Consider the following 22,161-nt stretch of genomic DNA (forward strand, 5'->3'; position numbering starts at 1 on the left):
GGATTTAAAATTCACGCACCATTTTTTATAGGTATGTGAAATATTTACATTTTACACGTCCTACAATAAAGGTAATTTTTATGATCAACTCAATCAAGACTTTACTGCTTATCGCAACATTAGCAATTCTTTCTGCTTGCGGTTGGCATTTTCAACAGTCGGTTACTATGCCAAGTGAATGGCGAACATTAGCCCTTGAAAGTGATGACCCTTATAATGATTTTACTGTTATTATGCGTCGCAAATTGCAGGAAAATCAGGTTAATGTCGTCAATTTAGAACAAAATATTCCCATTTTACGTATTAATAAACAGATTACTTCAGATCAAGTTGCGTCTATTTTTAAGCACGGACGTGAGGCAGAAAAACTTTTAATGTTGGAAGTAGAAGCCACTTTCCGCCTTGCTAATGGCGAAAGCTATCCAATCAATGCGAAAGTAAACCGTACTTTCTTTGATAATGCACGTGCAGCATTAGCCAAATCAGAAGAACGAGAGGTAATTTGGAATGATATGCGCGAGCAAGTAGCGCGTCAATTAATCGTAAAAATAATTGCGTTACAAAATCAAATAAAAAGGAAATAATGAACCGCATTTTTCCAGAGCAACTAAATCATCATCTTGCGCAAGGCTTGGCTAGAGTTTATCTCTTGCAAGGGCAAGATCCTTTATTACTTAGTGAAACTGAGGATACTATTTGTCAAGTGGCAAACCTGCAAGGTTTTGATGAAAAAAATACTATTCAGGTTGATAGCCAAACTGATTGGGCGCAACTTATAGAATCTTGTCAATCTATAGGATTGTTTTTTAGTAAACAAATACTAAGCTTGAATTTACCTGAAAATTTCACCGCACTTTTGCAGAAAAATCTGCAAGAACTTATATCCGTATTGCATAAAGATGTCTTGCTTATTTTACAGGTAGCAAAATTGGCTAAAGGGATTGAAAAGCAAACGTGGTTTATTACACTTAATCAATATGAACCAAATGCAATACTGATAAATTGTCAGACACCGACGGTAGAAAACTTACCACGTTGGGTAAAAAATCGTACCAAAGCAATGGGATTAGACGCTGACAACGAAGCAATTCAACAACTTTGTTATAGTTATGAAAATAACCTGCTCGCACTCAAACAAGCTCTGCAGCTTTTAGATTTGCTCTATCCTGACCATAAACTTAACTACAATCGTGTTATTAGCGTGGTGGAACAATCCTCAATTTTTACACTATTTCAATGGATTGATGCGTTGCTAATGGGAAAAGCAAATCGTGCCAAACGCATTTTAAAAGGTTTACAAGCTGAAGATGTGCAACCTGTTATTTTATTACGCACACTACAGCGAGAATTATTTACGTTGCTTGAACTCACAAAACCACAGCAACGTATTGTGACAACGGAAAAACTTCCAACTCAACAAATTAAGACTGAATTTGACCGTCTAAAAATCTGGCAAAATCGCCGACCGCTCTTTTTAAGCGCGATTCAACGTTTAACTTACCAGACTCTCTACGAAATTATCCAAGAGCTTGCCAATATTGAACGCCTTGCTAAACAAGAATTTAGTGATGAAGTGTGGATTAAACTCGCTGATTTATCTGTAAAAATTTGTTTGTAGTCACAAGGCAAATAAAATAGACAATATTGAAATAAGATTTTTGATAAAAAAGAAATTTTTTGCTGGAAAAATGGTCCCTACCTACTTCCATTTTTTGAACTTATCCCTTGTCATACCTAAAATTAATAAGAGTGTTAGTATCTAAAAAGGGAACAAAACAGGGAACATCACTATAAAAAATGGTCTTTTTTGATGTCATTATTTGGGAATTATTTGGCAAGTTAGAAAATTTATCAATCTTTAATTCTCGTTTAATGTTACTAATCTGCCCTACAAAATCGGCGTTTAATTGCCCACATGATGAAGGCTTTTTTTAAATTTATAGCTATCTAAAATTAAACTGTCCGTTTCTTTTTTCGGGAATTCTATATATAGAATTTTCCCTATAATTAATTCCTCTAATTTGTTTAATATGTCGAATTTAAGTATGCTAATCGGCATGGAATTTTCCGACTTTTGGGAGTCACTAAATACAAGATCATTAATACATGTTCTTTCTACATTGTGGTTTATATAAATTGAAAAAGGCAATAAATCAATTTGATAATAATACAATAAATCATCTACTGTTACTGGCTCACCAAATTCTCTTGTCAATTTATCCGCTGCCTGTTGCAGGCTATACCATTTTCTAGGGGGTAATGTTGGTTTATTTTTTGCCATAATTTTTCTTATCCTAAGTAAAAATAAAGCCCAGTTTAGTGGGCTGTTCTTTGTTCTGCAGTTTTATAGACTTCTAATCGTTCCCTTTTTCCAACAGATACAACAATAATGGTGATTTCCTGATCTCTTACTTGATAAACTAATCGATAACCAGCACTTCTTAATTTGATTTTATATAAATCATTTTCGCCCTTTAATTTGTCGGCTTGAATGCGTGGATTTATCATTCTTTCGGCTAATTTATTTTTAAATTGCTGGTGTAAAGTTTCTCCTAACTTATTCCATTCTTTTAATGCACGTTTATCAAAAATGAGTTTATAAGTCATTTAGATCAACTTCTACAGGTTCAAGAGTGGCAAGCCGTTCATTTGCCATTCTGCCGAGTTCTAAATCTTCGATTAATTCTTGCATATGAGAAAATAATTCTGGGGTGATGCAATAAAATGCGGGTTGGTTTCGGTTTAATATGGCGACTATTCCGCTTTCGCTTTCTTGAATTACGCCCATTGGGTTTCGTTTTAAGTCTGTAATGCTTGCCGCTTGTTCTGCCAGTATTTGATGTAATGCCATATAATGCCCCTTTCAGTGTTTAATTTAACGACATGATAACACCACTAAAAATCTTTTAAAAGATACAAAAAAGCCCCTTTCGGGGCTTGATTAGTGGTGATTGCGTTCGAGTTTTTCGCATCGTTTGATATATTCGGTTGTGATGTCGATAGCTTCGCGTTCAGTAAGCGCGCCAATGTTGCAAAGGTGCGCTATAAATTCCGCCTTCATAATATCGCCCCCACGGTCTGAAAATGAATCTAGCTGCCTGAATATATTTTCTTTTCTCATTTTGTTATTTACGTGAGTTTGTCGCATTGCTCCCCCTATTCAAACGTAAAACAAGCGGATGCGGTGGCTTTATTGTTGAAAGTGCGGTTGTTTTTTAACGCACTTTGTTCAAGCTGCCCCCATAATTCACGCATAAATCGAGGCTTTTCATTCGCCTGTATGATTCCACGTGAAATATAATCTTGCACGCTGTAATTGATAAATAAATGCACGGCTTCAAACAATTTACTTGTGCATTCTTCAGGGGGTATCTGTTCCATTATTGCACCTCATCAATGCTTTCAATTAGCACCGCATGGCGGTGATTTTCTAGCAAGTAATCAAGCATCACAGAGAAATAAATTTGCACGTTATTTTCTCTCGGTTCTTGTTTGAAGAACAAGCGAGCGCTGTTTTGCTTGAAGTAAATCGCAAGGTTAGAAAGCGTTGTAATTAAAATGCAGTTAGCAGGAAAGAAAGGCGCATTAATCGCACGCAACCCGCCAATTAGATTCTGTGCGGTAAGTAATACGCCATTTGGTGAGTTGAGTTGCTTCGCATCAAGGTTTACCTGTGCATTGCTTAAAACATGACGCCCACAAATTGCGACAAGTTCTCCGCTTTCACGTAGTCTTGCCGGTAATTTCTCAAGGGCTTTTTTGATAAGTTGCGTGTGAGTTTGTCCCGCTAATGTAGTTGCGTTGATAAATTGATCTTTTTCCTTAAGTTGAGCGTGCCAACCTTTGGAAACATCTTCGCCTAATGGATTCGTTTCGGGGTTAGAATCAAGTGCGCGGCGTTGGCCGTGAAAGCCTATCATAGTTAGATTTTTTGCCAGTTCTCCGCCTAGGCGTGCATTCAATTCTTTTTCAAAATTGACGGCAGTAAACTTATCTAATTCACTATGAGGAATGCATACGTCTAAATTGACTTGCGCACACTCAAAAGGCGTAGTGGATTGAATAAAATTACGCGGTGTGCGGTCATGCTTATCTGTATCTGTATTGCTTGCGATAGGTAATGAAAATTCATGGGCAGTATTATTGATTTCTTGCGCAAATTTTGTCGTGATTAAACCTAAAAATGCGTGATTTTTTACGCCTTGAGTAATGATTTTTTCTACTTTCGCATAATCATTCATATAATCGCTTGAGCCAGTGTTTTTACCGTCTAAGTCGTTTTTATATTCAGTGAATTTTTGTTGGGTGAGTTTTTCCATTTTAGTGTTCCTTACATATTGTCTAATAAACGTTTAAAGCCAGTTTTCTCTTGCGGTGCAAATGTTTCCGCGTGTAATTGGGTTGGGGATTTAGGTTTCCAATCTGAGGCAAGTGCAAGCGGTGGCAAGCCTGTTCCTTGAGGTAAATTCAGTTCAACTTGGAATTTTTTCTCGAGGATGTCATTGAATTCATCGTGCCCGTCTCTGCCTGTATATTCGTTATAGTCACAGGAATAAACAAACATCCCTTTAAATAACGCAATTTGGGCTTTATTGGCTTCAATAAATTCATCCATTAAGGCAATAGCTGCAAAGCGGTAGAGCGCTTTTCTTGCCGCTAAAAATGCGTTTTTCTCATCATAAACGGCTTCACGTTTCTTATAGAGTTTTGGCTGCAATTCTTCGCCTACGGCATTAAAGAAATCAATGCGGGCGGTGTATTCGGCTTTTAGTTTTTGTGTTTCTGCGTAGTCATTTAGGCTTAATTCGCTTTCTTGGTCGAATTTCGCTTTGATTTTGCTTATTTCGGTTTCAAATTCGTTACGCACGGCGGCAAGTGTTGCGGCATTTTTGGCTTGCTTGCCTTCAAGTGCCTTCAATTCTTCATCGAGGGCAATTAGGTTCGCTTTCTTTGCGTTCAATGCATCTAAAAGTGCGGTAAATTTGGTTTGGTTTTCTGGGTTTTGTAGTTTGATTGGTGTCATAGGTTATCTTCCTGTTTTCGTTTGTCATTGCGTTGATTAATTCGCTCATTCATCCAGTGTCTTACTTCGCTTTCAATCCATGCGCGCTTATTGCTGCCAAGATTTACCGCTTCTGGAAAGCGTTTCAATCTTGCGTATTCATAGATAGTCGAGCGTGAAAGCCCCGTTAAATGAACAACCTCATCAATACGCAAAAAACGGTCATTGGGTTGCGGTTCATTTTGCATATTGTCGTCCTTAAAATTTCGTTATCGACTGTGTCCAAGCGTTACATTTGGAACGGCTTTTATATTAGATAAATGGCGTTTTTGATGCATTCGCTTCACGATGTGAAGTTGGTTACGACAAAATGGCAGGGGATTTAGCCGTTATTTTTTTAATAAGGCGGGGGATATTAGAGAAACTGTCCAATCTTTTAAGGCGAAAAATGAGCAAAATAAGTGTTTTTATGCCTAAATCTAGCGTTTTTCTGCGTTGGTTTGCGTTTAAATTTTCATATTAAAAAAATAAAAGTGCGCCAATATTGGCAAGGGGCGAACCGCTTTCAAAATTTGCATTGAAATCAACCTATTTAATGCGCGGGCGTGGCGAGGGTTGACTGCGATTGTTCGAGAGAAAAAAGTTTGAAAAAATCAAGGGGGAAATAGGCTTTTAGGTATTGTAGGGCTTGCGATTTTGATATAATAAACCCATAGAAAACCAGTAATAGCAAGGCTTGATAATGATTAAGCGAGCGTTTATTTTCTCTCTTGCAATGGCTATCTTCTCGTGCTCGATGAATACCGCTATTGCTGCACAACAAAAAAAGAAATCCAGCGGAATAATTAAAAAAGCAGTGGCCGCTTATGTTGTCTATCGAGTAGTTAAACATTACAAAGACAAGGAAGAGGAACAACAAAAGGCGAAAGCGGTAAAAGATGGATACATTGAGCCTTATTATGATGAAGATTGTTTAGATGAAGATGAATGCGAGGAAGAATAAAGGGCGGAATATCCGCCCCATAATACTAACTCATCCGCAAGGCTTGAACCTTGCACTGCTCAACATAATCCCCCCACGTCTGCATAATCTCTTGTCTAGAACGCCATTTCTTCGATTTATCGTAGGCTTTACGAACTTCATTACGCGTTTCATGAGATAAACACCACTCAACCGCTTCATAAGAAAAACAATCTAATTCATGCAAATAAGTGCTGGCGATACCACGAAAACCATGCCCAACTAATTCGCCAGTAAATCCAAGATCTCTTAAAGTCTTGTTAACGGTTTGGCTATTCATTGGCTTATTCCATGGTGCAATATAACTAGTAAAAACAAATCTGCGATGGCCATTTATTTCACGCATACACTCTAGAATTCGCAATGCCTGACTAGATAAAGGTACACTATGCGGACGCTTACCGCCTTTCATTCGTTCAGCGGGAATATGTAGAGCCTTTTCTTCCCAATTTATATCACTCCACTCTATCTTCACTGCTTCGCTGGCCCTCAAGATAGTGAGCAACTGAAATTCAATAAGGCATTTTGTCGCTATCTTTGCATTAGATAAATTAAGTTTAGCAAATACCCGTGGTAATTCCTTAGGCGGTATTGATGGAAAATTCTTAGTAATTGGCTTTTTAAATCTTTTGGATAATCTTGTAAAAGGATTATTTTCTAACACGCCTTCATCAATCGCATTATCAAATATTTGTTTTATTGCAATGCATAACTTATCGCACGTATCTGTTCCCTCTATGGGAAGTAGAGCATCATCAAAAGATCTCAAATTAATATTTTTAGCTAACAATCTAGAAAAATTAAATCTATCAAACAAATAAAGCTCTACTCTTCTATAAGCTTTCTCAATACTATTTTCTTTTAACTCACCCTTCTTTAATCGTTTATCACGCCATAGCATAGCAAGCTCTTTAAAGGTCATAGATTTCTTCTCTTTCTCCTCTTGCTGCATACGTTCTTCTTCAGCAGGATCTATACCTTGTGCCAATAGCCCGCACCATATACGAGCCTTATCCCTAGCGAAAGCAAGTGGAATTGATGGATAGTTTCCAAAAGATTTTTTAATGCGTTTTTTGGTTGTTGGGTGAGTGTAAATGAATCGCCATATTTTAGCCCCAGTTGGTTTAACCAATAAATACAGATTATCCCTATCAGAAAATAGTTGCTCTTTATCGGTTGGTTTAATTCCATGAATATAAGAATCAGTGAATTTTTTTGAAAAGTCTCTAGCCATTGTTCAAACCCTAATAAATAAAAATTTACCGTTCTTTTGTTCCCTCGTTTTTGTTCCTTCATAAAGAGGGAACATTTAAGGGAACAATAAAAACGAACAATGACAAACAATAAAAGACGAAAACAACAATAAGGTTGATTCTAAAATGCTGTTTTTATGATGTTTTTTGACAGAAAAGACGTTATTTGACAAGTCGAATGGTCCCCCCTACCGGACTTGAACCAGTGACCAAGCGATTATGAGTCGCCTGCTCTAACCGACTGAGCTAAGGGGGGAGAGTGCGGTAATTATAGAGAAATAATCACTTGAAGTCTATAAAAGAAGGGATGATTGACGAAAAATCAACCATCCCTTTTTACATTATTGAAGCACTGAAATATCAGCTACTTGTAAGAATAACCCTTGTAACGTATTTAAAATCGCTAATCGGTTTTGGCGTAGTGCTGGATCTTCAGCATTTACCATCACGTTATCAAAGAAACTGTCTACTGGCACACGTAAGTTTGCTAATTTATCCAATACTGTCGTGTAATCGCCTTGTGCGATAAGCGGTTGTACTTCAGTACGTAATGCAAGCACCGCTTCAGCAAGGGCTTTTTCTGCTGGCTCTACGCAAGCGGTTAAATTGATCTCGCCAATTGCAGCATCCGCTTTCGCTAAGATGTTACTTACACGTTTATTTGCCGCCGCTAACGCTTCCGCTGAATCTAAAGTACGGAAGTGTGAAACCGCACGCACTCGCGCATCAAAGTCAGCAGGGCGAGTTGGACGACGTGCTAATACCGCTTGAATTACATCCACCGCAATGCCTTCATCTTGATACCATGCACGGAAACGGCCGAGCATGAAATCTACCACATCGGCAACCACGTTTTTATTCGTGAGTTTATCACCGAAAAGTGCGGCTGATTTTTTCACTAAATCTTCTAAATCAAGTGGTAAGTTTTTCTCTACGATAATACGTAATGCACCTAATGCCGCACGACGAAGTGCAAATGGGTCTGCGCTACCTTTTGGTGCTTGGCCGATACCGAAGATACCCGTTAAGGTGTCAAATTTATCCGCTAAAGCGACCGCACTTGCAACGAGAGATTTAGGTAACTCATCACCGGCAAAGCGTGGCATATATTGTTCGTTTAATGCCACTGCGACTTCTTCATCTTCACCGTCATGACGAGCGTAATGCATACCCATTACGCCTTGTGTATCAGTGAATTCGAATACCATGTTGGTCATCAAGTCACATTTTGATAGTAAACCCGCACGTTTTGCTTTTGCTTCTTCCGCACCGATTTGTTTTGCAATTTCACCTGCAAGTTGTTCAATACGGTCAGTTTTATCTTTCAATGTGCCCAGTTGTTGTTGGAATAACACGGTTTCTAAGCGTGGTAAACGATCAACCAGTTTTTGTTTTAAGTCGGTTTTGAAGAAGAATTCCGCATCAGTTAAACGTGGACGAACCACTTTTTCATTACCTTCGATGATCGCGGTTGGATCTTCTGGGTTGATGTTCGATACAAAAATAAAGTGCGGTAATAATTTGCCGTCTTTGCCATAAATTGGGAAATATTTTTGGTCGCCTTTCATGGTGTAAACCAAAGCTTCCGCAGGCACAGCTAAGAAACGCTCTTCAAATTTTGCCGCTAAAACATTTGGATATTCCACCAACGAAGTCACTTCTTCAAGCAAGCTTTCTTCAATATCAGCCACGCCGCCAAGTGCGGTCGCTTTTGCTTGAGATTTTGCCAAAATTTCTGCTTTACGTTCACTGAAGTTTGCTACCACAGAACCTTTTTCACGCAATAATTGTGGATATTGGTCTGCGTATTGAATTTCAAATTCTTTCTCGCCTAAGAAACGGTGACCGCGAATGGTGCGAGCACTTGCCACACCTAAAATTTCGCCTTCAATTAACTCATCGCCTAACAACATAGTCACAGTGTGAACTGGGCGAATAAATTGCACGGTTTTATCTGCCCAACGCATTGGTTTTGGAATTGGCAATTTCGCTAACGCATTTGCCACAATATCGTTAAGTAAGTTTTTGGTCGGCTGACCTTTAATTTTTGCACGGTGAACGAGCCATTCGCCTTTATCGGTCGCAATGCGTTCTGCTTGCTCAACAGTAATGCCACAACTACGCGCCCAGCCTTCAGCCGCTTTAGTTGGTTTACCTTCCGCATCAAAGGCTGCTGACACTGCAGGCCCTCGTTTTTCCATTTCTTTGCTCGGTTGTTGTGTCGCCAAGTTCAACACCTTCACCGCCAAACGACGTGGCGCCGCAAACCATTCGATTTTGTCGAAGGTTAAACCTGCTTGGTTTAATTCCGCCTCAACGTTATCCGCAAAAGAGGTCGCTAATGTTTTGAGAGCTTTTGGTGGCAGCTCTTCCGTGCCGATTTCTACTAGGAAGTTTTGGGTTGTCATTTTGTTTCTCTTATTTAAAAATTCTGTGGATTTAAATTCTTATTTTCTTCGTTATTACTTCTGCCAAATCTCCCCTACCCCTCTTTGCTAAAGAGGGGATTGGATCTTTGGAGAGTTAAATATTTATGTCCTACTTTAACGTTTTTTGAAAGCAGATAATTTAATCTCTATTGAAATTAAAATGCAAATGAGCCAGTTACTATCAATTTACTCAAGAATTCCCCTCTTTGCTAAAGAGGGGATTGGATCTTTGGAGAATTAAATATTTATGTTCTACTTTAACGTTTTTTGAAAGCAGATAATTTAATCTCTATTGAAATTAAAATGTAAATGAGCCAGTTACTATCAATTTATTCAAGAATTCCCCTCTTTAGCAAAGAGGGGTAGGGGAGATTTACTCGCTTCGCTCGCACTTCGTGCCGTTGCTAAAGCAACGTTCAAACGCAAGCGTTTGTGGCAGAGGTTAATCCAACCTCATACTCAATCAGCTCTTACATTCTCTAAAAACAAATAAATCTGCTCTATTACCGCTTCAATTTCACGCATAACTTCATTATTGCTAAATCGCATCACCGTAAAACCAAGTGAATTTAATTCTGCATCTCGATTGATGCGTTGCCATAGTTTTCTTTCCGCATCCGTTTGTTCTACTCGCAATTTTTGCGAATTCAGCTTTAAGTATTTTTCATAGGGTTGCATGAAAACTGCTGTTCTATCTTTCCCAAAACTTAAAAAATTGCTTTTAACTTTGATAGGTCTAAAACAACATCGCCATTTGGTAATAACAATGCAGGAATGCCTAAATAGCCATTTGCTTTCGAGTTATCAAATTCTGCACTGCTATCGCGTAAACGAATAAATTGTTTGAGATTAGGTAATGAAGTCATAATTTCTACTTCATCGTAATCCACACCTAAGCGATCCAACTCCGCGACAAATGGCACAGTATCTGGGCATGTTTCTGCATAAAAAAGAATGGGTTTGCTCATTTTGCTCTCCTAAAGTGCGGTCAAATTTCACCGCACTTTTTTGAATTACCTTTAAATGTTATTTTTTACAACCTGGGAAACCTAAGGCTTCACGGCTTGCATAATAAGCTTCAGCCACGCCTTTGGTTAAGGCACGAATGCGTAAAATATAGCGTTGGCGTTCGGTGACCGAAATTGCTTTACGCGCATCTAATAAGTTAAAGCTGTGTGCGGCTTTTAAAATGCGCTCATAAGCCGGCAATGGTAACGGTTTTTCTAAGGCTAATAACTCTTGTGCTTCTTTTTCGTATTGATCGAAGCAGTAGAATAAGAAATCGGTGTTTGCGTGTTCAAAGTTATAGGTTGATTGCTCAACTTCATTTTGATGGAAAACATCGCCATAAGTGGTTTTGCCTAATGGACCGTCAGACCAAACTAAGTCATACACAGAATCTACGCCTTGAATGTACATGGCTAAACGCTCTAAACCGTAAGTCACTTCGCCCGTTACAGGTTTACATTCTAAGCCGCCCACTTGTTGGAAATAGGTAAACTGGGTTACTTCCATACCGTTTAGCCATACTTCCCAACCTAAGCCCCATGCACCTAATGTTGGGTTTTCCCAGTTATCTTCCACGAAACGGATGTCGTTTTGGGTTGGATCGAAACCGAGCATTTCAAGCGAACCTAAATAAAGTTCTTGAATGTTATCTGGAGAAGGTTTGATTACTACTTGGAATTGATAGTAGTGTTGTAAACGGTTTGGGTTTTCACCGTAGCGACCGTCCGTTGGGCGGCGTGAAGGTTGAACATAAGCAAATGCCATTGGCTCTGGGCCTAATGCGCGCAATGCGGTCATTGGGTGAGAAGTACCTGCGCCCACTTCCATATCAAAAGGTTGCACAATGGTGCAGCCTTGGTTTGCCCAATATTCTTGCAGGGCTAAAATCATACCTTGGAATGTTTTTACGTTAAATTTTGTACTCATAATCGTTGATCTAATGTGATTAAAAATGTTGGTATTATACTTGAATCCGTAAAAGGGATAAAGGCGAAAAATGCGGTTGAAAATCAGGCTTTATAAAGATATCAAGTAAGTAATTTGGAATATTTAGGTAGATTTTAAGTTTTTTTAATTATAGTTTTTTTTGATTAATTTAATAGATTTCGATTGTTTAAACCTTTCTATATGATACGCAAGAAATTCATTTCAACCTAACTAAATTTATTAACTTTACAAGGAGTCTACAATGAGTTCTCAATGTCCTTTCTCGCACTTAGCTGCAACAAACTTAACAATGGGTAACGGTGCACCCGTTGCTGATAACCAAAACAGCTTAACAGCTGGTCCGCGTGGTCCATTACTTTCACAAGATTTATGGCTTAACGAAAAATTAGCTGATTTCGTACGTGAAGTGATCCCAGAGCGTCGCATGCACGCTAAAGGTTCTGGTGCATTTGGTACTTTTACTGTCACACACGATATTACTAAATATACTCGTGCAAAAATTTTTAGTGAAGTGGGTAAAAAAACGGAAATGTTCGCACGTTTTACCACCGTGGCAGGCGAACGTGGTGCAGCAGATGCTGAGCGTGATATTCGTGGTTTTGCATTAAAATTCTATACTGAAGAAGGTAACTGGGATTTAGTAGGTAACAATACGCCAGTATTCTTCTTACGTGATCCACGTAAATTCCCAGATTTAAATAAAGCAGTAAAACGTGATCCGCGTACTAATATGCGTTCAGCAACTAATAACTGGGATTTCTGGACATTATTACCAGAAGCATTACACCAAGTCACTGTTGTAATGAGTGATCGTGGTATTCCAGCAAGTTATCGTCATATGCACGGTTTCGGTTCTCACACTTATAGTTTCTGGAACGAAGCGGGCGAACGTTTTTGGGTAAAATTCCACTTCCGTACTCAACAAGGCATTAAAAATTTAACAGATGCTGAAGCAGCAGAAATTATTGCAAATGACCGTGAAAGCCATCAACGTGATTTATATGAAGCGATTGAACGTGGCGATTTCCCTAAATGGACATTATTTGTACAAATTATGTCGGAAACAGATGCGGAAAAAGTGCCTTACCACCCATTCGACTTAACTAAAGTATGGTCGAAAAAAGACTATCCATTAATTGAAGTCGGCGAGTTTGAATTAAACCGTAACCCAGAAAACTTCTTCGCTGATGTAGAACAATCTGCATTTGCACCAAGTAACTTGGTTCCGGGTATTGGCGCAAGCCCTGACAGAATGTTACAAGCCCGTTTATTTAACTATGCGGATGCACAACGTTACCGTTTAGGTGTGAACTACCGTCAAATTCCAGTAAACCGTCCACGTTGCCCTGTTCATAGCAACCAACGTGATGGTCAAGGTCGTGTAGATGGTAACTACGGTAGCTTGCCACACTACGAGCCAAACAGCTTCAGCCAATGGCAACAACAACCAGACTTTGCTGAACCACCACTTCGTATCAACGGAGATGCAGCACACTGGGATTATCGTAACGATGATAACGATTACTTCAGCCAACCTCGTGCATTATTTAACTTAATGAATGCAGAGCAAAAACAATCATTATTCAACAACACGGCAGCAGCAATGGGCGATGCACCTGATTTCATCAAATATCGTCATATTCGTAACTGCCACTGGTGTGATGCCGCATACGGTGAAGGCGTTGCGAAAGCATTAGGTTTAACCGTTGAAGATGCATTAAAAGCTCGTGATACTGATCCTGCATTAGGTCAAGGTGGATTGTTATAATCTTTCGAGTTAATTATTTTAAATAAATAATAGTAGTAATGAATCTGCACCCAAAAGTTAGGCTAAGGTTTAACTGATTAGGGTGCAGATTTTTTCAATGAAATATTACGAATTCATTACATAATACTTGAACGATTTTGTAATCGTTCAAAAATTTGAATGTAAAAATAACCTATAATAGCTTCCATTTTTTATGATAAATATTGTATTTGAGTCATGCCAAAGATATATCATGGTACAAAATAATGAGGTATAAAATGGCTATCATTACCCGTCACTGCAGTAAAATCTTCGCGTAATCCCATACCGCAAGCCACATCCCCCACAACCCAAGAGCCGATAATTGGATACATTCCATCAAAACTTGGCAATTCAAATTTTTGTTGATAAACATAACCTGAATTACCATAAAACGTTGAATGTTCGCTTCCTTTCGCAGCAAATTCTACACCATTATTTTTCTCATAATAGAAAACATTGGCACCTTCTCGACCTAACAATGGTTTTTTCACCCACATCGATAAATCTTTTGGTAATTCAAAAGGCGTAAAATAAGCAGGCAATAAATTCGGATGATTAGGATAACGCGCCCAAAGTTTTGCCAATAGTGCTTTATTACTTAACAACATTTTCCACGCTGGTTCAATAAATCGTGTTTCAGCCGTTGTAATATGGCGAGCAAACTCAGCGTGGCTTAGCCATTCTAGCGGATACAATTTAAATAACATTTCAATAGGTTGGTCATTTAAATCTACAAATTTTTTTGTTTCGCTGTTATAGCCAATATCTTCCACCGCTAATTGATGAATATTCCAACCTGCGTTATAAGCCACATCAGCTAAATAATCCACATTACCCCAATCTTCACGGCCAGCATCTTGCATGGCACTCAAATGGAAATCTGTTTTGCCACTTTGTTGTTTCAAAAATTGGAAATGTTTTATTAATTCTTCATGAATCCAGTTAAATTGATCACGATGTTTCAAGCCCTCAATTTGCTCCAACCACTGCCATTGGACAACCGCTGCCTCCAACAAAGATGTTGGTGTATCGGCGTTATATTCAAACATTTTTAGGTTGTCGCCATCATAGCCAAAATCAAAGCGTCCATATAAATAAGGATCTTGATTACGCCAAGAGGTTTCAATAAGCTGTTTTTGCAACTCCGTAAAACGATAATTTTCATAATCGCCTTTTTTAATTTCATCCGCCGCAAAATCTAAACACATTGAATGCAATTCATTAGTTGTATCCTCAATGCGATCAATTTCCGTTAAGGTAAATTCATAGGCAACATTATCAGACCAATAATGAGAGCCATCACTAGAAGGCAAATTATAGTAATCAAATCCAACATTAAGTAGCTGTTGCACCATATCTAATCGAGTAGGAAACCCAGTTACACGTTTCATTTAGCCCCCACTGCTACGATGAGTTTTATTTGGGCTACTAAAACCACCACGAGATACAGGTTTGCTATTCATGCTTCCTGCATTTCCTTTCACGAGCATTGGTTTTCCAACAGAACGATTCGTTTGAGGTTGCACAACTTGCCCTGTTGGTGTGGTGACAGCTCGATTTCCAGGATGATAGCTTGGGCCAAGGAAACTACTAATTGCACGAGCCGCCATATACCCTATAACGCCACCAGCAATTGCGGCTCCTAAAGAAGGATCGGTACTTTCAGCTTTTGCAGTTGATTCAGCATTGTTCTCGCTTTGATTAGCTTGTGCATTATTTTCAGCTGGATTTTTTACCGCACTTTCTGCATTACCATTATCACGAATATTTAAACCAAGCCCCTGCTGTGGTGTAGTTTCAGTTTTCTGAGTACTCTCGGTATTTTTATCTGCCTCACAAAGCTCAATTTTTTTCCAATCCGCTAAACAATCGTCTAAAGACTGATATACATCGCGTTGTACTTGCTCTTCTGAACAGCCTCCTAATAAGGCCACAATAGATAAACTAACTAAAATCTGATTTTTCTTTTTCATTGTTCTCAATTTTTATCGAATGGTTTTCACGCCTAGCCATTGCTCGGCCTGTTTATTAGTAATTTCTTCACGAGTCCACATGCTCATTAAATCTGGTTGTGGATATTTATTGCTGTTATAGCCGACTAAACGGGCAAAATCAAATACGGCATGAGGATAGCCATTAATAAGCAATAAGGCTAAATAACCACTCTCATCCCAACAAATTTCAAGTTTGCGTGCTTCATGATGATTAGAGGTTGAATCAACATTATACACGTGCAACATATCCACTATCGGTTGAGCATTTTGACGCATATCAAGCGCATAAAAATAGCCAGTTTCGCCGTCATCTTCAAACATTACAGCAAAATGCTCAAATACTGTCGAATGCGTTCCTACTTGCTTTGGCGTTCCCAAAAAGAGTTCGTCTTCTAAAGTTAAATGTAACATTCTATTTCCTTTAAATATTAGATATAAAAACACCGCACTTTTATACAAAGTGCGGTGAGATTTTACAGTAAATTCAGCGTGAATTACGCTTGACCTTTAACCGCTTTTAAGCCAGGAAATGCTGCTGGAGTACCTGCGCGTTCTAATGCTTCTTCGATACGGATTAATTGGTTGTATTTCGCAATACGGTCAGAACGGCTCATAGAACCAGTTTTGATTTGACCTGCTGCTGTACCCACCGCTAAATCAGCGATAGTTGCATCTTCGGTTTCACCTGAACGGTGAGAGATTACAGCGGTGTAACCTGCATCTTTCGCCATTTTAATTGCTGCTAAAGTTTCAGTTAAAGAACCGATTTGGTTGAATTTGATTAAGATAGAGTTTGCGATACCTTTTTCGATACCTTCTTTTAAGATTTTGGTGTTAGTGACGAATAAATCATCGCCCACTAATTGAACGCGGTCGCCTAACACTTTAGTTTGGTATGCAAAACCTTCCCAGTCAGATTCATCTTGACCATCTTCGATAGACACGATTGGGTACTCTTTGCATAATTCTTCTAAGTAGTGAGTGAACTCTTGAGAAGTGAATGATTTACCTTCACCTTTCATTTCGTACATACCATTTTCTTTGTTATAGAACTCAGAAGATGCGCAGTCCATCGCTAAAGTAACGTCTTTACCTAATACGTAACCTGCTTTTTCTACTGCTTCTTTGATACAGGCTAAAGCGTCTGCGTTAGAGGCTAAGTTTGGTGCGAAACCACCTTCGTCACCAACTGCAGTGCTCATGCCTTTAGATTTTAATACTTTCGCCAAGTTGTGGAATACTTCAGCACCGATACGAAGTGCTTCACGTAATGTTTTCGCACCCACTGGTTGAATCATGAATTCTTGGATATCCACGTTGTTATCTGCATGTTCGCCACCGTTAATGATGTTCATCATTGGTAATGGCATAGAGTAAACGCCTGGCGTGCCGTTTAATTCTGCAATGTAAGCGTAAAGTGGTAAACCTTTAGATGCAGCTGCTGCTTTTGCGTTTGCTAAAGATACCGCCAAGATTGCATTTGCACCAAAGTTAGATTTGTTTTCGGTTCCGTCTAAATCGATCATGATTTGGTCGATTTCAGCTTGGTTTGTTGCATCTTTACCAACGATAGCTTGTGCAATTTCGTTGTTCACTGCAGCCACAGCTTTTAATACGCCTTTACCTAAGAAACGAGATTTGTCGCCGTCACGTAATTCTAATGCTTCACGAGAACCAGTTGATGCACCAGATGGAGCTGCTGCTAAACCAACAAAACCACCTTCAAGATGAACTTCAGCCTCAACAGTTGGATTACCGCGTGAGTCGATGATTTCGCGACCAATCACTTTAACGATTTTTGCCATTTTTATTTTCCTCAATTAAGTTAATTAAAACGGGTTAGGCGAGCCTAAAACTGGCGATATGATAAAGCTATTTTGAGATTTTGTCTTGTAAAAAATGCGTATGCTTTGATCTTTATCTATTTATTATCTTGAGATACTTAGAGCACAAGCATAAGCCGAGCTCCACGCCCATTGGAAGTTATAACCACCGAGCCAGCCAGTCACATCCAATACTTCACCAATAAAATATAAACCGCTGACTTGGTTGCTTTCCATTGTTTTAGAAGAAATTACTTTAGTATCCACTCCGCCCATTGTGACTTCAGCCGTACGATAGCCCTCTGTGCCATTTGGAGTAAATTCCCAGTGATGAATAAAATCCACCAGATTTTTTACCCGCACTTTGCTGATGTTAGCGATAACTTCATCTTGCACAATGCCTTGTTCAATCCAAAGTTCGACCAATTTTTTCGGCAATAATCGAACCAAGATGGTTTTCAACATTTGTTTTGGAGAAGATTGTTTTGCTTGATTAATTTCCTCTTCCACATTGTGGTTCGGTAATAAATCGATTTCCACTGACTCAGTGGGCTGCCAATAATTAGAAATTTGTAACACCGCAGGGCCTGAAATACCACGATGAGTAAACAAAAGCTGGTTGTAAAAAGATTTTCCGCACAGTGCCGTGATAGTGACAGGCAAGCTAATACCTGAAAGTGCGGTTAAAAATTTATCTGTTTCTCGATAAGTAAAAGGCACTAAACTCGCACGAGGCGGAATAACAGGAATGCCAAATTGTTCCGCAATTTGATAACCAAATGGCGTTGCGCCAAGCCCAGGCATAGAAAGCCCACCTGTCGCAACAATCAAATTTTTACATTGCCATTGGGTTGAATTTACCTGTAAAACAAACCGCACTTTTTCATCATTTTGAATCCGTTCAACTTGAGAAACTTCGCTACGCAATAAAATCTTAGCACCATATTTATCGCATTCAGATTTCAGCATTTCAACGATTTGTTCTGCACCCTCATCGCAAAATAATTGCCCCAATTCCTTTTCGTGATAAGTAATCCCTTGCTCCGCCACTAAAGAAATAAAATCCCAGTTGGTATAACGAGCTAGTGCCGATTTGACGAAATGAGGATTTTGCGAAAGATAATGAGCTGGCGTAACCTCTAAATTGGTGAAATTACAAAACCCACCGCCCGACATCAAAATCTTACGTCCGATTTTTTTGCCGTTGTCGAAAACTGTTACCGACTTGCCTAGCTTAGCCAATTGTGCGGCACAAAATAATCCTGCCGCACCCGCACCAATAATAATATTTTCAGAATATTGGCTCACGGATTTTGTCCTTTTTCACCACGTTGTAAAAAATCCAACATCTTCATTCGTTGAATAACTGAACGACGATCCACTGCCGCATTACCTGAATCTAATAACTGCTGTAAATACATACCGGCTTGTTGATATTGGCGATTTTCTAAGGCAATTGTCGCCAACAAAGAAAGACTAGATACTTCATTTTTATCTTTTGCCAAAGCTTCATTCAAAAGTTGTTCGACTTTTTGGGTCATTTGCTGGCCTGCTTGATAATAAAGTGCGGTGGCTGCCAAGCCTAAAATATTAGGTTTACTTCCCGACAATTTTTCCGCATTAGAATAAGCCACAAGCGCGCTATCAAATTCATTATTCTGCACATAGGCTTCCCCAAGTTGAAGCCAAGTTTCCGCATTATTCGGATCAGTTCGCAGTTTATTTTGGAGCTTCTCAATCACATTTTCATTTTTGTGTTCATCATTCATTTCAACATTTTGATTATGTTGCTCAATCATCGATTGCTCGCCTTGTTGAACACGACTAAAACGATCAAGGGAAAAATAATAAGTAGCTGGAATAGCGATGAGTAAAGTAAAAAGCACAAAATAAATTTTGCTATTCACTTTTCCCTTAGAAAGTTTACTTGGCTCCCCTTGCTTGCGGGGGGAGCTGCCAAAGGTTGAGGGGAGGGAAATTATTTCATCATTCTCTAGTTGTTGTGCAACCACTTTTTCTGAAAACTGTTTTTTCCTATTTGAGAAATAAAGCAATACTGCAGCTAAAATTAAAAGGGCGACTGGCAATAACCATAACAACGCCGTATTCCATTTGAATGGCGGTTTGTAATTCACAAAATCACCAAATCTAGCCGTCATTTTATCGATAATTTGCTGATTGCTTTTGCCCTCATCCACCATTTTGTACACTTCAAGACGCAAGTCATAAGCAATAGGAGAATTAGATTCCACCAAATTTTGGTTCTGACATTGGGGGCAGCGTAAAGATTTTGCCAACTCTACGGCGCGAGTACGATCATCTTGATTTTGGAATTGATAGGTATCCACCATTTCCGCTTGAGTAAACAAGGAAAATGCGAATAAAAGTGCGGTTGCAAAAAAGACTGTTTTTTGAACCTGAATAAAACCGCGAGTAAAAATATCTAATATACTTTTCATTTGTTCTTCAATGCTTCAATTTTCGGCAAAAATACCGTTTGCCAAGTTTCTTTATCCAGTAAACCAGAATGGCGATAACGAATCACACCATTTTCATCCACAAGATAAGTTTCTGGCGCGCCATCTACGCCTAATTTTAATCCCAATTCCCCATGACTATCATCAATGGTTAAGATGAACGGATTGCCCATTCGCTTAAGCATTTTAATGCCATTTTGCGGATTATCACGATAATCCACGCCCACAATAGGCAACGTTTTTGCAATCTCAATTAACAGCGGATGCTCTTCCTTGCAATAACCACACCAACTTCCCCACACATTTAATAAAAATGGCTGTTTAGGAAACTCTTTCGGGCTTACGATTTGTGATGGCTCATGTAAATTAGCCTGATAAAACTCTGGAACAGGTTTATCAATTAAAGCCGAAGCAATTTTTTTCGGATCTTGATTTAACCCTGCAATTAATAATATACACACGCCTAAAAGCACAAAGAGCGGTGTAAAAAAGATAAGTTTTTTGTTCATTATTTTTCCTGTTTTCTGCGTAATCCGAAGACGCTAAAAAGTGCACCAAAGGCCATTAAAATACCGCCCGCCCAAAGCCAACGAATCAGTGGTTTATAATGTAAGCGGAAAGTAAATTCCCCTTTGCCAAGAGAATCGCCCATCACAATATATAAATCGCCCCAAAAACCACCATCAAGCCCCACTTCACTCATTGTCATTGTTCGTACATCGTAATAACGGCGTTCGGGGATAATTTCTGCATAAGGTTTACCATTTTTAGTTACGTCAAAAAAGGCGATTTCTGCCGTAAAATTTGGCCCAATTTCATTAGAAAATTGGCGATAATGAAATTCATATTGCCCCAGCGTTTGACTTTGTTGCGGTGCTAAACGCACACCAATTTCACTGCCAAAATACCCACTCATCACCGCACCAATAGTCACAATCGCCACGCCACAGTGTGCTAAAATCATCCCAAATTGAGACAAGCGAATTTGTCGCCAATTTTGCCATAACGTGACGAATAAAAGCCAAATCGCAAGAGTTAATAACACAAAGGCGAAAGCGTGAAAATTCAACGCAGAATTATGGCGTAGCTGTTGCCAAATCATTAGGCCTGAAAGAATCAAAGACGGAATAAGCAACCACCCATAACGTATCAATAATGTGCGATCAAATTGCCCCTTACGTATGCTAAGCACAATTACCATTAAGATTAAAATCGCCGTAATAATGGGGAAGAAAATACTATTAAAATAAGGACTTCCCACCGAAATTGAGCCCCAATTCATCGCTTGGAATAACATCGGGTAAAAGGTACCTAAAAAGGTAGAAACCGTCGCAATGGTCAGCAAAATATTCAGTAATAAAATGCCACCTGATTTAGAAATGAACTGAAATTTCACCGCACTTTCTGATGAACTTCCCGCTCGTAAAGCGAATAAACCAAAGGCTAACGCTGTCAAAACAAAGAAAATTAATAACAACACATAACCGCGCGTGTTATCCAATGCAAAGGCGTGCACAGAAGTGAGCGCACCAGAACGAACAATAAACGTGCCTAATACGCTAAAGGCAAAAGCAAGCAGAGAAAAAAGCGTTGTCCAATAACTAAATACGCCTTGTTTTTCCGTCGCCATTAAACTGTGTAATAACGCTAACCCAAGCAACCAAGGCATTAAAGACGCATTTTCTACGGGATCCCAGAACCACCAACCGCCCCAGCCGAGCTCGTAATATGCCCACCAAGCACCAAGCACAATGCCAATGGTTAAAAACAACCAAGAAACCAACACCCATCCACGCATTGAGCGGGCAATTTGTCGTGCAGATTGGTTATAAATCAAAGCACTCAAACTCATTGCAAAATTTACCGCAAAGCCCACATAGCCAACATATAATAAAGGCGGATGGAAAATTAATCCCACATCTTGCAACATTGGATTGAGATCGCGCCCTTCTGCGGGAGCAGGGAAAATGCGTCCAAATGGATTGGAATAAAATAAAATAAACACCGCAAAACCAAAGCAAATCAATCCCAATAAAGATAAAGATTGAGCGGAAAAAGTGCGGTCATTTTTTCGATTAAAAAAAGCAAAAGCAGCAAGCCATAAACTCAATGAAAATAACCAAAACAACATTGAACCTTCATGTCCTCCCCAAGTGGCAGCCACTTTAAAAAATGTAGGTAATTGGGAATTAGAATGTGCCGCTACATATTCAAGGGTGAAATCATCCACCGCAAAAGAATAAGCAAGCAAACCAATTGAGAACGTCGTCGCAAGGGTAAAAATATAACTAAGCGGCCAAGCAGCATTAATTAAAGTCGAATTTTTTTTGAATAACCCAAATTGAGGCACTAACGCAAGAAAAAACGCGCTAGCTGTTGCGAGTAAAAGAAGGAAAAAGCCAAGTTCTGGAAGCATA

At 39.1% G+C, this 22,161-nt stretch carries 25 protein-coding genes and 1 tRNA gene; 4 read left to right on the forward strand and 22 right to left on the reverse strand.

All coding sequences use genetic code 11. The features are described 5' to 3' along the window. Positions 1–80 precede the first annotated feature (80 nt). Both DV356_RS01105 and holA read left to right on the forward strand, forming a co-directional pair. The gene (locus DV356_RS01105; protein ID WP_118806410.1) at positions 81–584 is read left to right on the forward strand and encodes an LPS-assembly lipoprotein LptE; all 504 of its coding nucleotides are present in this window, start codon (positions 81–83) and stop codon (positions 582–584) included. Continuing rightward, on the forward strand, positions 584–1,618 hold the full coding sequence (holA, locus tag DV356_RS01110; RefSeq protein ID WP_118806411.1) for a DNA polymerase III subunit delta: 1,035 nt from the start codon (positions 584–586) through the stop codon (positions 1,616–1,618). Before DV356_RS01105 ends, holA begins: the two co-directional genes overlap by 1 nt. Before the next feature lie 285 nt (positions 1,619–1,903). Here holA and DV356_RS09895 read toward each other — a convergent pair whose 3' ends face one another. The 8 genes from DV356_RS09895 to DV356_RS01150 all read right to left on the reverse strand — a co-directional run bounded on the left by DV356_RS09895 (position 1,904) and on the right by DV356_RS01150 (position 5,250). Then, the gene (locus DV356_RS09895; protein ID WP_239495785.1) at positions 1,904–2,281 is read right to left on the reverse strand and encodes a hypothetical protein; all 378 of its coding nucleotides are present in this window, start codon (positions 2,279–2,281) and stop codon (positions 1,904–1,906) included. A 35-nt stretch (positions 2,282–2,316) separates the two neighbouring features. Beyond that, positions 2,317–2,607, reverse strand: coding sequence for a type II toxin-antitoxin system RelE family toxin (locus tag DV356_RS01120; protein ID WP_118806412.1), 291 nt, complete (start codon positions 2,605–2,607; stop codon positions 2,317–2,319). Next, complete coding sequence (locus tag DV356_RS01125) at positions 2,597–2,851, reverse strand: type II toxin-antitoxin system Phd/YefM family antitoxin (protein ID WP_005651514.1); 255 nt, start codon at positions 2,849–2,851, stop codon at positions 2,597–2,599. Before DV356_RS01125 ends, DV356_RS01120 begins: the two co-directional genes overlap by 11 nt. Positions 2,852–2,941: 90 nt before the next feature. After that, positions 2,942–3,148: a hypothetical protein gene (locus tag DV356_RS01130; RefSeq protein WP_112119037.1), complete on the reverse strand. Its 207-nt coding sequence runs from the start codon at positions 3,146–3,148 to the stop codon at positions 2,942–2,944. 8 nt (positions 3,149–3,156) lie between these two features. Further along, on the reverse strand, positions 3,157–3,381 hold the full coding sequence (locus tag DV356_RS01135; RefSeq protein ID WP_013526197.1) for a hypothetical protein: 225 nt from the start codon (positions 3,379–3,381) through the stop codon (positions 3,157–3,159). Further along, on the reverse strand, positions 3,381–4,319 hold the full coding sequence (locus DV356_RS01140) for a P2 family phage major capsid protein (RefSeq protein WP_116961765.1): 939 nt from the start codon (positions 4,317–4,319) through the stop codon (positions 3,381–3,383). The genes DV356_RS01135 and DV356_RS01140 overlap by 1 nt, the downstream gene beginning before the upstream one ends. Before the next feature lie 11 nt (positions 4,320–4,330). Further along, on the reverse strand, positions 4,331–5,023 hold the full coding sequence (locus DV356_RS01145) for a hypothetical protein (RefSeq protein WP_112119039.1): 693 nt from the start codon (positions 5,021–5,023) through the stop codon (positions 4,331–4,333). Further along, positions 5,020–5,250, reverse strand: a complete 231-nt coding sequence (locus DV356_RS01150; RefSeq protein ID WP_040035094.1) for a helix-turn-helix transcriptional regulator — start codon at positions 5,248–5,250, stop codon at positions 5,020–5,022. The genes DV356_RS01145 and DV356_RS01150 overlap by 4 nt, the downstream gene beginning before the upstream one ends. A gap of 548 nt (positions 5,251–5,798) precedes the next feature. Between DV356_RS01150 and DV356_RS01155 the strand changes: the two genes are divergently transcribed. After that, positions 5,799–6,005, forward strand: a complete 207-nt coding sequence (locus tag DV356_RS01155; RefSeq protein ID WP_136472337.1) for a hypothetical protein — start codon at positions 5,799–5,801, stop codon at positions 6,003–6,005. 25 nt (positions 6,006–6,030) lie between these two features. Here the strand turns inward: DV356_RS01155 and DV356_RS01160 are convergent, their stop codons facing one another. The 6 genes from DV356_RS01160 to glyQ all read right to left on the reverse strand — a co-directional run bounded on the left by DV356_RS01160 (position 6,031) and on the right by glyQ (position 11,640). Next, positions 6,031–7,257: a tyrosine-type recombinase/integrase gene (locus tag DV356_RS01160; RefSeq protein ID WP_112119041.1), complete on the reverse strand. Its 1,227-nt coding sequence runs from the start codon at positions 7,255–7,257 to the stop codon at positions 6,031–6,033. Positions 7,258–7,455: 198 nt separating this feature from the next. Next, positions 7,456–7,532, reverse strand: a tRNA-Ile gene (locus DV356_RS01165). A gap of 85 nt (positions 7,533–7,617) precedes the next feature. Beyond that, positions 7,618–9,684 (reverse strand): glycine--tRNA ligase subunit beta, encoded by a 2,067-nt coding sequence (gene glyS / locus DV356_RS01170; protein ID WP_112119042.1) that lies wholly within the window; start codon positions 9,682–9,684, stop codon positions 7,618–7,620. 480 nt (positions 9,685–10,164) lie between these two features. Further along, positions 10,165–10,383, reverse strand: a complete 219-nt coding sequence (locus tag DV356_RS01175) for a DUF559 domain-containing protein (RefSeq protein ID WP_012055301.1) — start codon at positions 10,381–10,383, stop codon at positions 10,165–10,167. Positions 10,384–10,412: 29 nt separating this feature from the next. Beyond that, positions 10,413–10,673, reverse strand: coding sequence for a hypothetical protein (locus DV356_RS01180; RefSeq protein ID WP_112119043.1), 261 nt, complete (start codon positions 10,671–10,673; stop codon positions 10,413–10,415). A gap of 58 nt (positions 10,674–10,731) precedes the next feature. Next, the gene (glyQ, locus tag DV356_RS01185) at positions 10,732–11,640 is read right to left on the reverse strand and encodes a glycine--tRNA ligase subunit alpha (RefSeq protein ID WP_005632923.1); all 909 of its coding nucleotides are present in this window, start codon (positions 11,638–11,640) and stop codon (positions 10,732–10,734) included. A gap of 262 nt (positions 11,641–11,902) precedes the next feature. Between glyQ and DV356_RS01190 the strand changes: the two genes are divergently transcribed. After that, positions 11,903–13,429, forward strand: a complete 1,527-nt coding sequence (locus tag DV356_RS01190) for a catalase (RefSeq protein ID WP_112103679.1) — start codon at positions 11,903–11,905, stop codon at positions 13,427–13,429. 230 nt (positions 13,430–13,659) lie between these two features. Here DV356_RS01190 and DV356_RS01195 read toward each other — a convergent pair whose 3' ends face one another. The 8 genes from DV356_RS01195 to nrfE all read right to left on the reverse strand — a co-directional run bounded on the left by DV356_RS01195 (position 13,660) and on the right by nrfE (position 22,160). Next, positions 13,660–14,841, reverse strand: a complete 1,182-nt coding sequence (locus DV356_RS01195) for a glutathionylspermidine synthase family protein (protein ID WP_112103680.1) — start codon at positions 14,839–14,841, stop codon at positions 13,660–13,662. Then, positions 14,842–15,423 carry a DUF1190 domain-containing protein gene (locus DV356_RS01200; protein ID WP_118806413.1) on the reverse strand — a complete coding sequence of 194 codons (582 nt, stop codon included), beginning with the start codon at positions 15,421–15,423 and terminating at the stop codon, positions 14,842–14,844. 12 nt (positions 15,424–15,435) lie between these two features. Next, complete coding sequence (locus DV356_RS01205; RefSeq protein WP_005636440.1) at positions 15,436–15,855, reverse strand: DUF2251 domain-containing protein; 420 nt, start codon at positions 15,853–15,855, stop codon at positions 15,436–15,438. An 83-nt stretch (positions 15,856–15,938) separates the two neighbouring features. Then, on the reverse strand, positions 15,939–17,249 hold the full coding sequence (eno, locus tag DV356_RS01210; RefSeq protein ID WP_005648049.1) for a phosphopyruvate hydratase: 1,311 nt from the start codon (positions 17,247–17,249) through the stop codon (positions 15,939–15,941). Between the two features lie 123 nt (positions 17,250–17,372). Then, the gene (locus DV356_RS01215) at positions 17,373–18,575 is read right to left on the reverse strand and encodes a BaiN/RdsA family NAD(P)/FAD-dependent oxidoreductase (protein WP_112103682.1); all 1,203 of its coding nucleotides are present in this window, start codon (positions 18,573–18,575) and stop codon (positions 17,373–17,375) included. Further along, positions 18,572–19,726 carry a heme lyase NrfEFG subunit NrfF gene (gene nrfF / locus DV356_RS01220; protein ID WP_005693281.1) on the reverse strand — a complete coding sequence of 385 codons (1,155 nt, stop codon included), beginning with the start codon at positions 19,724–19,726 and terminating at the stop codon, positions 18,572–18,574. The genes DV356_RS01215 and nrfF overlap by 4 nt, the downstream gene beginning before the upstream one ends. Next, complete coding sequence (locus DV356_RS01225) at positions 19,723–20,253, reverse strand: DsbE family thiol:disulfide interchange protein (RefSeq protein ID WP_006995595.1); 531 nt, start codon at positions 20,251–20,253, stop codon at positions 19,723–19,725. The genes nrfF and DV356_RS01225 overlap by 4 nt, the downstream gene beginning before the upstream one ends. Then, positions 20,253–22,160 carry a heme lyase NrfEFG subunit NrfE gene (gene nrfE / locus DV356_RS01230; RefSeq protein ID WP_112103683.1) on the reverse strand — a complete coding sequence of 636 codons (1,908 nt, stop codon included), beginning with the start codon at positions 22,158–22,160 and terminating at the stop codon, positions 20,253–20,255. Before nrfE ends, DV356_RS01225 begins: the two co-directional genes overlap by 1 nt. Position 22,161: the final 1 nt, after the last annotated feature.

It is taken from the genome of Haemophilus influenzae, assembly GCF_003494325.1.
GTDB classification, from domain to species: Bacteria; Pseudomonadota; Gammaproteobacteria; order Enterobacterales; family Pasteurellaceae; genus Haemophilus; species Haemophilus influenzae_I.

What these genes read in the sequence shown, in the direction of transcription:
- DV356_RS01105 (WP_118806410.1), top strand. Translation starts at nt 81, where the DNA reads ATGATCAACTCAATCAAGACTTTACTGCTTATCGCAACATTAGCAATT.
- holA (WP_118806411.1), top strand. Translation starts at nt 584, where the DNA reads ATGAACCGCATTTTTCCAGAGCAACTAAATCATCATCTTGCGCAAGGC.
- DV356_RS09895 (WP_239495785.1), bottom strand. Translation starts at nt 2,281, where the DNA reads ATGGCAAAAAATAAACCAACATTACCCCCTAGAAAATGGTATAGCCTG.
- DV356_RS01120 (WP_118806412.1), bottom strand. Translation starts at nt 2,607, where the DNA reads ATGACTTATAAACTCATTTTTGATAAACGTGCATTAAAAGAATGGAAT.
- DV356_RS01125 (WP_005651514.1), bottom strand. Translation starts at nt 2,851, where the DNA reads ATGGCATTACATCAAATACTGGCAGAACAAGCGGCAAGCATTACAGAC.
- DV356_RS01130 (WP_112119037.1), bottom strand. Translation starts at nt 3,148, where the DNA reads ATGCGACAAACTCACGTAAATAACAAAATGAGAAAAGAAAATATATTC.
- DV356_RS01135 (WP_013526197.1), bottom strand. Translation starts at nt 3,381, where the DNA reads ATGGAACAGATACCCCCTGAAGAATGCACAAGTAAATTGTTTGAAGCC.
- DV356_RS01140 (WP_116961765.1), bottom strand. Translation starts at nt 4,319, where the DNA reads ATGGAAAAACTCACCCAACAAAAATTCACTGAATATAAAAACGACTTA.
- DV356_RS01145 (WP_112119039.1), bottom strand. Translation starts at nt 5,023, where the DNA reads ATGACACCAATCAAACTACAAAACCCAGAAAACCAAACCAAATTTACC.
- DV356_RS01150 (WP_040035094.1), bottom strand. Translation starts at nt 5,250, where the DNA reads ATGCAAAATGAACCGCAACCCAATGACCGTTTTTTGCGTATTGATGAG.
- DV356_RS01155 (WP_136472337.1), top strand. Translation starts at nt 5,799, where the DNA reads ATGAATACCGCTATTGCTGCACAACAAAAAAAGAAATCCAGCGGAATA.
- DV356_RS01160 (WP_112119041.1), bottom strand. Translation starts at nt 7,257, where the DNA reads ATGGCTAGAGACTTTTCAAAAAAATTCACTGATTCTTATATTCATGGA.
- glyS (WP_112119042.1), bottom strand. Translation starts at nt 9,684, where the DNA reads ATGACAACCCAAAACTTCCTAGTAGAAATCGGCACGGAAGAGCTGCCA.
- DV356_RS01175 (WP_012055301.1), bottom strand. Translation starts at nt 10,383, where the DNA reads ATGCAACCCTATGAAAAATACTTAAAGCTGAATTCGCAAAAATTGCGA.
- DV356_RS01180 (WP_112119043.1), bottom strand. Translation starts at nt 10,673, where the DNA reads ATGAGCAAACCCATTCTTTTTTATGCAGAAACATGCCCAGATACTGTG.
- glyQ (WP_005632923.1), bottom strand. Translation starts at nt 11,640, where the DNA reads ATGAGTACAAAATTTAACGTAAAAACATTCCAAGGTATGATTTTAGCC.
- DV356_RS01190 (WP_112103679.1), top strand. Translation starts at nt 11,903, where the DNA reads ATGAGTTCTCAATGTCCTTTCTCGCACTTAGCTGCAACAAACTTAACA.
- DV356_RS01195 (WP_112103680.1), bottom strand. Translation starts at nt 14,841, where the DNA reads ATGAAACGTGTAACTGGGTTTCCTACTCGATTAGATATGGTGCAACAG.
- DV356_RS01200 (WP_118806413.1), bottom strand. Translation starts at nt 15,423, where the DNA reads ATGAAAAAGAAAAATCAGATTTTAGTTAGTTTATCTATTGTGGCCTTA.
- DV356_RS01205 (WP_005636440.1), bottom strand. Translation starts at nt 15,855, where the DNA reads ATGTTACATTTAACTTTAGAAGACGAACTCTTTTTGGGAACGCCAAAG.
- eno (WP_005648049.1), bottom strand. Translation starts at nt 17,249, where the DNA reads ATGGCAAAAATCGTTAAAGTGATTGGTCGCGAAATCATCGACTCACGC.
- nrfF (WP_005693281.1), bottom strand. Translation starts at nt 19,726, where the DNA reads ATGAAAAGTATATTAGATATTTTTACTCGCGGTTTTATTCAGGTTCAA.
- DV356_RS01225 (WP_006995595.1), bottom strand. Translation starts at nt 20,253, where the DNA reads ATGAACAAAAAACTTATCTTTTTTACACCGCTCTTTGTGCTTTTAGGC.
- nrfE (WP_112103683.1), bottom strand. Translation starts at nt 22,160, where the DNA reads ATGCTTCCAGAACTTGGCTTTTTCCTTCTTTTACTCGCAACAGCTAGC.